Annotated in this window: 9 protein-coding genes and 1 pseudogene; 6 read left to right on the top strand and 4 right to left on the bottom strand. The window is 44.4% G+C overall.

Going from position 1 to position 8,806, the window contains the following annotated elements; translation table 11 throughout:
• On the top strand, positions 1-131 hold a 131-nt coding region (locus PX636_RS19095), incomplete at its 5' end, for a transposase (protein WP_288118318.1).
• 41 nt (positions 132-172) lie between these two features.
• On the opposite strand, the pseudogene PX636_RS19090 reads toward PX636_RS19095, so the two are convergent.
• Positions 173-298: pseudogene (locus PX636_RS19090) on the bottom strand (DUF4334 domain-containing protein); the annotation flags it as partial.
• Between the two features lie 377 nt (positions 299-675).
• Here PX636_RS19090 and PX636_RS19085 point away from each other — a divergent pair.
• Both PX636_RS19085 and PX636_RS19080 read left to right on the top strand, forming a co-directional pair.
• Positions 676-906, top strand: a complete 231-nt coding sequence (locus PX636_RS19085) for a hypothetical protein (RefSeq protein WP_004162699.1) — start codon at positions 676-678, stop codon at positions 904-906.
• 50 nt (positions 907-956) lie between these two features.
• Positions 957-1,163, top strand: a complete 207-nt coding sequence (locus PX636_RS19080) for a Txe/YoeB family addiction module toxin (RefSeq protein WP_004162700.1) — start codon at positions 957-959, stop codon at positions 1,161-1,163.
• A 326-nt stretch (positions 1,164-1,489) separates the two neighbouring features.
• Here PX636_RS19080 and PX636_RS19075 read toward each other — a convergent pair whose 3' ends face one another.
• Entirely contained in the window at positions 1,490-2,713 is a 1,224-nt protein-coding gene (locus PX636_RS19075) for an ABC transporter substrate-binding protein (RefSeq protein ID WP_288118316.1), read from the bottom strand.
• 272 nt (positions 2,714-2,985) lie between these two features.
• On the opposite strand from PX636_RS19075, the gene PX636_RS19070 reads away from it, so the two are divergent.
• The 3 genes from PX636_RS19070 to PX636_RS19060 all read left to right on the top strand — a co-directional run bounded on the left by PX636_RS19070 (position 2,986) and on the right by PX636_RS19060 (position 5,837).
• A complete protein-coding gene (locus PX636_RS19070; protein WP_004162702.1) occupies positions 2,986-3,291 on the top strand; it encodes a DUF6825 family protein in 306 nt (101 codons plus the stop codon).
• A 90-nt stretch (positions 3,292-3,381) separates the two neighbouring features.
• Entirely contained in the window at positions 3,382-5,070 is a 1,689-nt protein-coding gene (locus PX636_RS19065; RefSeq protein ID WP_004162703.1) for an ABC1 kinase family protein, read from the top strand.
• Positions 5,071-5,114: 44 nt separating this feature from the next.
• Positions 5,115-5,837 carry a Stp1/IreP family PP2C-type Ser/Thr phosphatase gene (locus tag PX636_RS19060; protein ID WP_004162704.1) on the top strand — a complete coding sequence of 241 codons (723 nt, stop codon included), beginning with the start codon at positions 5,115-5,117 and terminating at the stop codon, positions 5,835-5,837.
• A gap of 190 nt (positions 5,838-6,027) precedes the next feature.
• Here PX636_RS19060 and PX636_RS19055 read toward each other — a convergent pair whose 3' ends face one another.
• Complete coding sequence (locus tag PX636_RS19055; RefSeq protein ID WP_288118313.1) at positions 6,028-7,401, bottom strand: ankyrin repeat domain-containing protein; 1,374 nt, start codon at positions 7,399-7,401, stop codon at positions 6,028-6,030.
• A 47-nt stretch (positions 7,402-7,448) separates the two neighbouring features.
• Entirely contained in the window at positions 7,449-8,555 is a 1,107-nt protein-coding gene (locus PX636_RS19050; protein ID WP_002761065.1) for a hybrid sensor histidine kinase/response regulator, read from the bottom strand.
• Between the last annotated feature and the right edge of the window lie 251 nt (positions 8,556-8,806).

The following is an 8,806-nucleotide window of genomic DNA, read 5'->3' as shown; positions in this document are numbered from 1 at the left end:
GAAGGACAACGAATGGGGTGGTCGAGGGAATCAACAATAAACTTAAACTAATAAAACGGAGAGGCTATGGCTTTAGAAACTTTCGGAATTTTTGGGTTATAAGTATGTTATCTTGGCATCTTGTATGTTGATTTAGCATAAAGGGTAACGAAGAGCCATAACTACTAACGTTTCAATCTGGTCTTTGACATCGCTTGAGAATAAAAAAGAAAGGTCGGGGAAAGTTGTTAAAATCCATAATTACTGGCACGGTATTGTCCTCTAATTTCCGAAAAGAGTCATTAATCGGCAAATAATCCTAGATCATCAGCACAAGCTTCCAGTCTGGTCTGTCAGGTTAACGGCGATCGCTATTTTGTCGATTGGGTTAAGACACCGCACTACCCAACACCAAAGACTGGCGCATTGTTAATGAACACACTTTCCTATCCAAAGTTGTACTTACAAATACAATTTAATAAAATCTTCATATTTCTCTGATGCCAAGGTTCTACCTTGGTACGAGACAAGGGAGGATCTCCCTCCCTTCCCTGATCGGTTACACAAGAGCTAGAACCTCTGGAAAGCCTTACAAGGGATACTCTGGCAACGAGGTAAGACTATACAGAAACGAGAAGAGCCAAGTTATCTTTGAAACTGCTATAATTAATAAAATCTCAAGAATAGCAAAATTATATGAATGCACTAAAATACCAAACAATCATCAAAAATGGTCAACTTAGTTTACCTCCCCTCGACTTACCAGAAGGAACAGTTGTCGAAGCGATTTTATTGATTAAAGAAGCTGCTGAAATGGATGAAACGGACTATCTGCTTTCCACAGAAGCTAACCGTCAACATCTCCAAGAGGCAATAGAATCCCTGAAAAATCCTGATAGTTATATTTATGTAAATGCTGCTAACTGATCAGGAAAGTCGCCTTTCTAACCCGAAGTTTTGATTAGTTTAATCAATGGGTGATCGCAGATAAAAAAGTTGACGCTAAAATTGTCAGCCTTATTAAAGATGTTCAAAGAGAGCCTTTTTCTGGATTAGGAAAACCAGAAGCATTAAAACATGAACTATCAGGATTATGGTCACGACGCATTACAAAAGAACACCGCCTAGTTTATAGCGTGTCTGATCAAGAAATTGTTATTATTTCCTGTAAATTTCACTACTAATAATCGCCAGAAATTCCAGAACTAGCTTAGAGCAAGAATTAGGGAACACGAAAACTTAAGAAGAATTTCTGAAGAAAGGGAAAACCAACCTACATTTTTCTTTTATTCTTGTCCAACACCACCATCGAATACTGTCCTATCCCTAGATAAATTAATTGAATAGAACATTGCAAGTCAGAACAGAATTATGTTGATTTTGGACTCGACTTTAACACTCTTGAACACTTTAAACAGGATTTAGTATTACACAAGAGCTATAACCTCTGGAAATGCGTTGCAAGGGAGACCCTTGCAACGAGATAGAAATGAGAAGAACCCTTTACTGATTAATTTTTCACAAAAGTAAATTTACCATTTTTACCATCGGCATCCATTTTAATTTGTGCCACGGAGAATTTATCCTGAATGATTTCTCCTTCGGGAGTAAAAGCAATATCTCCCAAGACAGTGACATACTTACCCGCTAAAATTTCCTGATTTAATTGTTGGCGAATTTGTTCGAGGGAAAGTGTACTGAGTTTATTTTTATCATCTACCCGTTTTAAGGCCTCGACAAAAACTTGAATTCCCGTAAAAGCTTGAGCGGTAAATTGGGGCGGTGCTTTTTTATTTTCTGCTGTATAAGCGGCGACAAAATCCCGATTAATAGGACTATCTAATTCCGGGTTATAAGCTTGAGCAATGATAATGCCATCACATTGAGCTTGACAAACCGGGAAAATATTAGAAGTATTTAAACCATTGCCACCAATAATTAATCCCTGATAGCCTAATTGTCGCAACTGTTTGACCAAATTGCCCCCGTCAGCAACCAAACCAGAAATAACCACTAAATCCGGTTTAATATTAATAGCGGCGGTGGCTTGGTTTTGAAAATCTGTATCGGTGGTTTGGAATTTCTGCACGGTGACAATATCGAGATTTAAACTCTTCAGGGTTTCTTGAAAAGTTTCCGTTTCCGATTTACTAAAAGCATCATTTTGGGCAAAAAAGACAGCCACTTTTTTAATCTTGGGATCGATTTTTAAAGCGGTTTTAACCGCATTGGGAGCGACCACAGCCACAGGAGCGGACACCCTACCCACATATTCACCGATCTGGGGGATACCTTTAGCCGTGTTAGACGGGCCGAGAATGGGAACTTTGGCTCGATCGGCGATCGGACTAGCGGCAAAAGCTTGTTGGGACAGGGACGGACCAAGAATACTCACCACTTTATCTTGAGTGATGAGGGTATTGATGGCGTTGATCGCTCCCTGTTCATCCCCGGTCACATCCTGGATAATAACTTTAATCGGTGTTCCATTGACTCCGCCCTTTTTATTAAAATATGTTTCAGCCATCTTGACACCGATCACCTGTTCCTGTCCCAATAGGGCGAGATTGCTGGTTTGAGCCAAAGCTGCGCCGATGGGAATAGCGGCAGTGGCGGCGTTTTCTGCGGGACTGGGGTTAGTTTGACCGGTGGGAGTGCCGGAATTACAGGCCACCACTAGACCAAAAGTGACTAGGGATAAGATTAAGGGGATTAATAAACGTTTTCTGAGCATCTTAACTCTCCAGGAGGATGATATTGTTGATGACACTATTATTTCGCTAATCGGGTTGATTTCAGCGATAATTCTCGACGCAATCGGACCGGATTCTGCTCCCTTAGCGCCCTTTCTTTCCTCTAATTTTGTTGATTAACCTCCCCGTCTCACCTCCGTTTTCAGAAAAACGATTTGCCTTTTCTGGTTCTGTCGCCTAACCTAGTAGTTAGGGAATCTATTATCGCCTTTCCCGTCCACAAACCCCGAAGCGAAAACATCCATTTAAGATTATGACTAACCCCGTTATTCACGCCTTTTTCCTCGGACGAGCGATCGCTGAAGTGATCGGTGAACAGCTAGAAGATGCGTTTACCAACGCTTTAAGCGAATTAGGCAAATTTGATGCCGAACAACGGGAAAACCTGCGGCAATTCGTCGAAGAAGTGCAAATGAGAGCCGATCAAGCCATGGAAAAGGGAGTATATACTGGTACAGAGTCCGGTGGTTCCTCCAGTGCCGATGTGCAGGAAAACATCGACGAAATGCGCGCCGAAATCGCCCAATTGCGCTCGGAACTAAAAAACTACCAGAATTAACCCAAAACCCTCTTTTAGTCGCTTTAAAGCCCCAAAAATTGCGTGTCAGCCTTTCTACCCGTCCCCGTTACCCCAGAGTTAAACCCAGCAATGCCGGCCCTCGAAGTCGCCAAAAATAGCTATCGTTGGAATCGAGAAAGCTATTCCATCAATCGTCGTCGTCTAGATATTTGGCGATTCGTTCTGACTGTACTTTATCAATTCTGGCTCAACGGTAAAAAATGGAGCTATAACGGCGGCTATAGCCAAGAAAAACTCGCCGGCAGACGCAGAAAACAGGCCGCTTGGATTCGGGAAACCATGCTAGAATTGGGACCGACTTTTATTAAAGTCGGTCAACTGTTCTCCACTCGCGCCGATCTTTTTCCCCTCGAATATGTGGAAGAACTCTCGAAACTACAGGATCAGGTTCCCGCATTTACCTACGAACAGGCCAGCAAAATTATCGAGGTATCCCTCGGTAAACCCCTGAATAAACTCTTTAAAAGCTTCGATCCCATCCCCCTAGCAGCCGCTAGTTTAGGGCAAGTTCACCGGGCCCAACTGAACACCGGGGAAGATGTGGTGGTCAAAGTCCAACGGCCCGGATTGAAAAAATTATTTAGTATCGATCTGGCCATCCTGAAAAAAATCGCCCAATACTTCCAAAATCATCCCAAATGGGGTAAAGGTCGCGATTGGACGGGTATTTATGAAGAATGCTGTAAAATTCTCTGGGAAGAAACCGATTATCTCAACGAAGGTCGTAACGCCGACACTTTTCGCCGTAATTTTCGCGGGGAAGATTGGGTCAAAGTACCAAAAGTCTATTGGCGCTACACCTCTCCCCGGGTTTTAACCCTAGAATACCTCCCCGGCATCAAAATCAGTCATTATGAGGCCCTAGAAGCGGCAGGACTCGATCGCAAATTGTTGGCTAAACTAGGGGCAAAAGCCTATCTAATTCAACTGCTCAATAACGGCTTTTTTCACGCGGATCCTCACCCCGGCAATATCGCCGTTGATAGTGATGGCTCCTTAATTTTCTACGATTTCGGCATGATGGGACAAATTAAAACCAACGTGCGCGAAAAATTAATGCAGACTCTCTTGGGAATTGCCCAAAAAGATGCCGATCGCGTGGTCACTTCTCTGGTGGATTTGGGGGCATTAACTGCTAATGGTGATATGGGAGCAGTGCGGCGCTCGATCCAGTATATGCTCGATAACTTCATGGATAAACCCTTTGAGGAACAGTCCGTAGCCTCTATCAGCGATGATCTCTATGAAATCGCCTACGATCAGCCTTTTCGCTTTCCCGCTACCTTTACCTTCGTCATGCGAGCATTTTCTACCCTGGAAGGGGTAGGCAAAGGACTCGATCCCGAATTTAACTTTATGGAAGTAGCCCAACCTTTTGCCCTGCAATTAGTACATGATATGACAGGAAATAATGGCAGTAATATCCTCGATGAGTTAGGACGGCAAGCGGCCCAAGTGAGCAGCACCGCCCTGAGTTTACCCCGACGCATCGATGATACGATCGAAAAATTAGAACGGGGTGATATCCGTGTCCGGGTACGTTCCAGCGAATCCGATCGACTTTTGCGGCGATTGGGTATGATTCAAATGGGAACCAACTATACTTTACTCATAAGTGCTTTGGTTATCTCGGCGACGCTTCTATTTGTCAATGGTTTTGGTTGGTTAACTTTAGTACCGATGGCGATTTCCCTGCTTCCGGGGATAGCTCTTGTGAGACTTTGGCAAAAAATTGAACGTCAGGATCGTATGATGTAATCGAGCGCAGGATAATAAATATTGTGTTAGTAGCAGAAATTTCAATGAACAATCTTTCTTTTGGGGGAATGACCGATCCTGGTGTGGTGCGATCGGTTAATCAGGATAGTTATTATATCGACCCCGAGCGCCGCTTTTTTATCGTTGCCGATGGTATGGGGGGTCATGCGGGAGGCCAGGAAGCTAGTCAAATCGCCACTGAAACTATCCAAGCTCATCTAGAAGAACACTGGAATTCGCCCCGGGCTGCCGGGGAATTGCTGCAGGAGGCAATTACTGCCGCTAACGAGAAGATTATTGAAGATCAACTGAAAAATCCCGAAAGACAGGAGATGGGGACAACCCTAGTCATAGCTATCTTCCGAGATGATGGCTCTTGGTACACCCATATTGGTGATTCCCGTCTCTATCGCTTTCGTGAGCAAAAATTAGAACAGGTGACGGAGGATCATACTTTGATCGCTAGGGCGATAAAAATGGGCGATATGTCCGAAGAAGATGCGAAAAACTCCCCTTATCGGCACATTTTATTAAAATGTCTCGGTCGTCCCGGTTTGCTCCCAGTGACGGTATCTCCCCTTGATGTGCAATCCGGCGATAGTTTAATTCTCTGTAGTGATGGTTTGACGGAAGAAGTGTCCGACGAGGAAATTAGCGATTATTTGCAAACCGGTGCTGATTGTCAGGAAATTGTCGAAAATTTAGTGGCAGCGGCCAAAAAAGCTGGCGGTTCCGATAATATCACCGTGGTCATGGTAAGCTGTTGACTATCTAGGGTTTGCGGCAAAAAGTTTCTCCTGGGGAAGTGGGGAAGTGGGGAAGTGGGGGAATTTCAACTAAAACCCTAACACCCTAACACCCTAACACCCCCCGCAACGCGCACGCAGTGACCACCCTATCTCCTGCCTCGCAGCCTCGGAGCCTCATCTCAACAAGCAATTTAAATGCGCGGGCAGCTTATTCGATCGCTCCCGCTTGTTTTAATAAAGAAACGATCGCCTGATGGTGATTAAATTTAGCTAACATTAAAGCGCTCATTCCCCCTTGATTTTTCTGATTTAAGTTCACCTTTCCCCCGTCTAACAAAACTTTAACCGTGTCGAGACAACCGTGATAACTCGCCCACATTAACGGGGAAGCGCCGCTAAAATCGAGTTTATTGACATCAGCACCGATATCGATTAACCGGCGCACCAGTTGACTATTATTGCCCTCACAAGCTTTCATGAGGACGGTTTTGCCATCGGGATAAACGGCGTTGGGATTAGCCCCGTAGTCGAGGAGATAACGACAGATTTTCGTAAATTTGCGCTGTAGAGCTAAAGTTAACGGTGTTTCTCCCTGCTGAGTTAGGTTAGGCTCCGCCCCCCGTTTTAACAATTCTAAAACGATCGCTTCGTATCCTTGCACCGTGGCGATGATCAGGGGTGTATCACCAAAATGATTGCGGTGATTGACAAAAGCGCCGGCTTGTAGTAGGGCCTGGACGATCTCTAAATGTCCTTCGATCGTCCCTAAATGCAGGGCCGTTTCCCCAGCCTGATTTTGATTGTCAACACTGGCCCCCTTAGCGAGTAAAAGTCGGACAATATCGAAATATCCCTCAGCAGCGGCGATCATGAGGGCAGTTTCTCCCTCCTCCGTGCTGATGTTCGGATTTGCTCCCGCTTGCAGTAAAGTTTGCACGCTGCCGAGATTTCCCCTCTCTACAGCCAAAATTAGGGGAGTTTCCCCGGATAAAGTGGGAGCATCGAGGGGCATACCACGGGTAATAAACAATTCGAGGATTTCTGGGCAATTGGCGACGAGAGCCTGTAACCAAGCTTGTTGACGGATTTCTTCATCTACACCACTATTGAGCAGTAAATGGACAATTGCGGCGTAATTTTGTTTGATCGCTACAGATAAAGCCGTATCTCCATCCCGATCGCGCACATTGACCCGAGCGCCGGCGATTAATAACTGTTCTGCGATCGCTATATGACCCTTATAAACGGCGATCATTAGTGCAGGTGTACCATCTTGATTGACCTGATTGACATTAGCACCGGCGGCGATTAATTGAGCAAGGATTTCACTGTGATTGAGGGCAGCCGCTAACATGAGAGGGGTTAAACCTTGAGGTTGTTTACTTTTGTTGATATCAGCCCCAAATTCTCGCAAAATTGCCACAATTTCCCTATGCCCCCCCTGCACGGCATAGATTAAAGCCGTAGTATTTTGCCCATCAGTGGCGTTGACATTTGCCCCCTGACTCAGTAAAGCTTGAACCCGCGCGAGATTGCCCTGACGCGCCGCTTGTATTAACAAGATATCCCAATTAGAAGCCATTAACAGTGACCGATCGGCAGAAAGTATTTTTTCTATTATCGATCTTTCTAGACAGGTAAACGGACAGAAAAGCTACTACCCCGTTCTAATTCTGAGGTGACGGCAATAGTTCCCCCATGAGCATCGATAATGCGACGGGAGAGATAAAGTCCTAACCCATTGTTGGAACTGTCTGGGGAACCGGAGTACAGGCGCTCGAAAATCCGGGGTAGTTCTTCTGCTGAAATGCCTATACCAGTATCCTCGACCACAATGGTGACAAAAGTATCTTCCTCTGTAGCGGGGATGAGATGAATTTTCACATCACCCTTTTGGGTAAATTTAATCGCATTGCCGATGAGATTGGTAAAAACGCGCCGCAGTTCCAAGCGATCGCCAGTTAGGAAAATTTCCCCGGCATTTTCGGCATTTAAGCTTAATTCTAGTCCTTTTTCTCGGGCAAGGGGAGTTAACTGCTGACAGACTTCTTCGAGAATATCGATAATCTTTAATTTAGTAAAATTAAGTATCTTTTCGCCGTTTTCATAACAATAAACTTCCAAAAGATTATTAACCATTTCCAAGAGATTTTGATTACTGCGAATAATCACATGAATGACTCGACTCATTTCGGGAGTAATCTCACCGTATAAACCTTCTTGAAATAGTTCTAATATGTGATTGACAGACACTAAGGGAGTTCGCAAATCGTGGGTCATCCTCGAAACAAAATCTTCTTTTTGTCTAGCCAATTGCTCTTTTTCTTGTTTGGCAATCGCCACTTCTTGTTCCGCTTCATAGATGCGTAGGGCGTTTCGCATCGCTTGATTTAAGCGCGAGGCAGAAAGACGAAATTTACTCAGATAATCGGAAGCACCGGCTTTCATCATATCTACGGCAATTCCTTCGTCTCCGTGACCGGTTAAAACAATTAGGGGTATTTTAAGTCCCTGTTGCCGAATTTCCCGCACCAAAGTCAAACCATCTCGATCGGGTAGAAGATAATCGATAAACATACAGTCGAAAAGATTATTGGACATCTTTTCTTTAGCCTCTTGATAGTCAGCGGCTTCTGTTATTTCTATCGCCATCTCCGATGTTCTTAAGAATCGGCGCACGGCGATCCGATCTACTTCATTATCATCAACAATTAGAATTCTTAACTGGTTTAACATTGCCAATTTAAATCTGAATTTCATTACTGTCTGATCTACCCTGATATAATACCTCGAATCGGGTTCGATGGTCAAGACATTTTCGAGGTCGATTCTTACAGCTTTTTTCTTAAAGATGAAGTATAACCTAATTTGCTATCTCAAGGTCGCGATTCATCTCCCGTTAAACCGCTACGCAGTTAACGGGAGATGAATCGCCACCGGAATGAAACTAACGCGGTAGCGTTTCCACTTTTGGGGAGTTTTGGTTC

The sequence above is a fragment of the Microcystis sp. M53598_WE2 genome (genome assembly GCF_030067735.1).
Taxonomy (GTDB): Bacteria; Cyanobacteriota; Cyanobacteriia; order Cyanobacteriales; family Microcystaceae; genus Microcystis; species Microcystis aeruginosa.
This window is presented reverse-complemented; position numbering and strand designations above follow the sequence as displayed.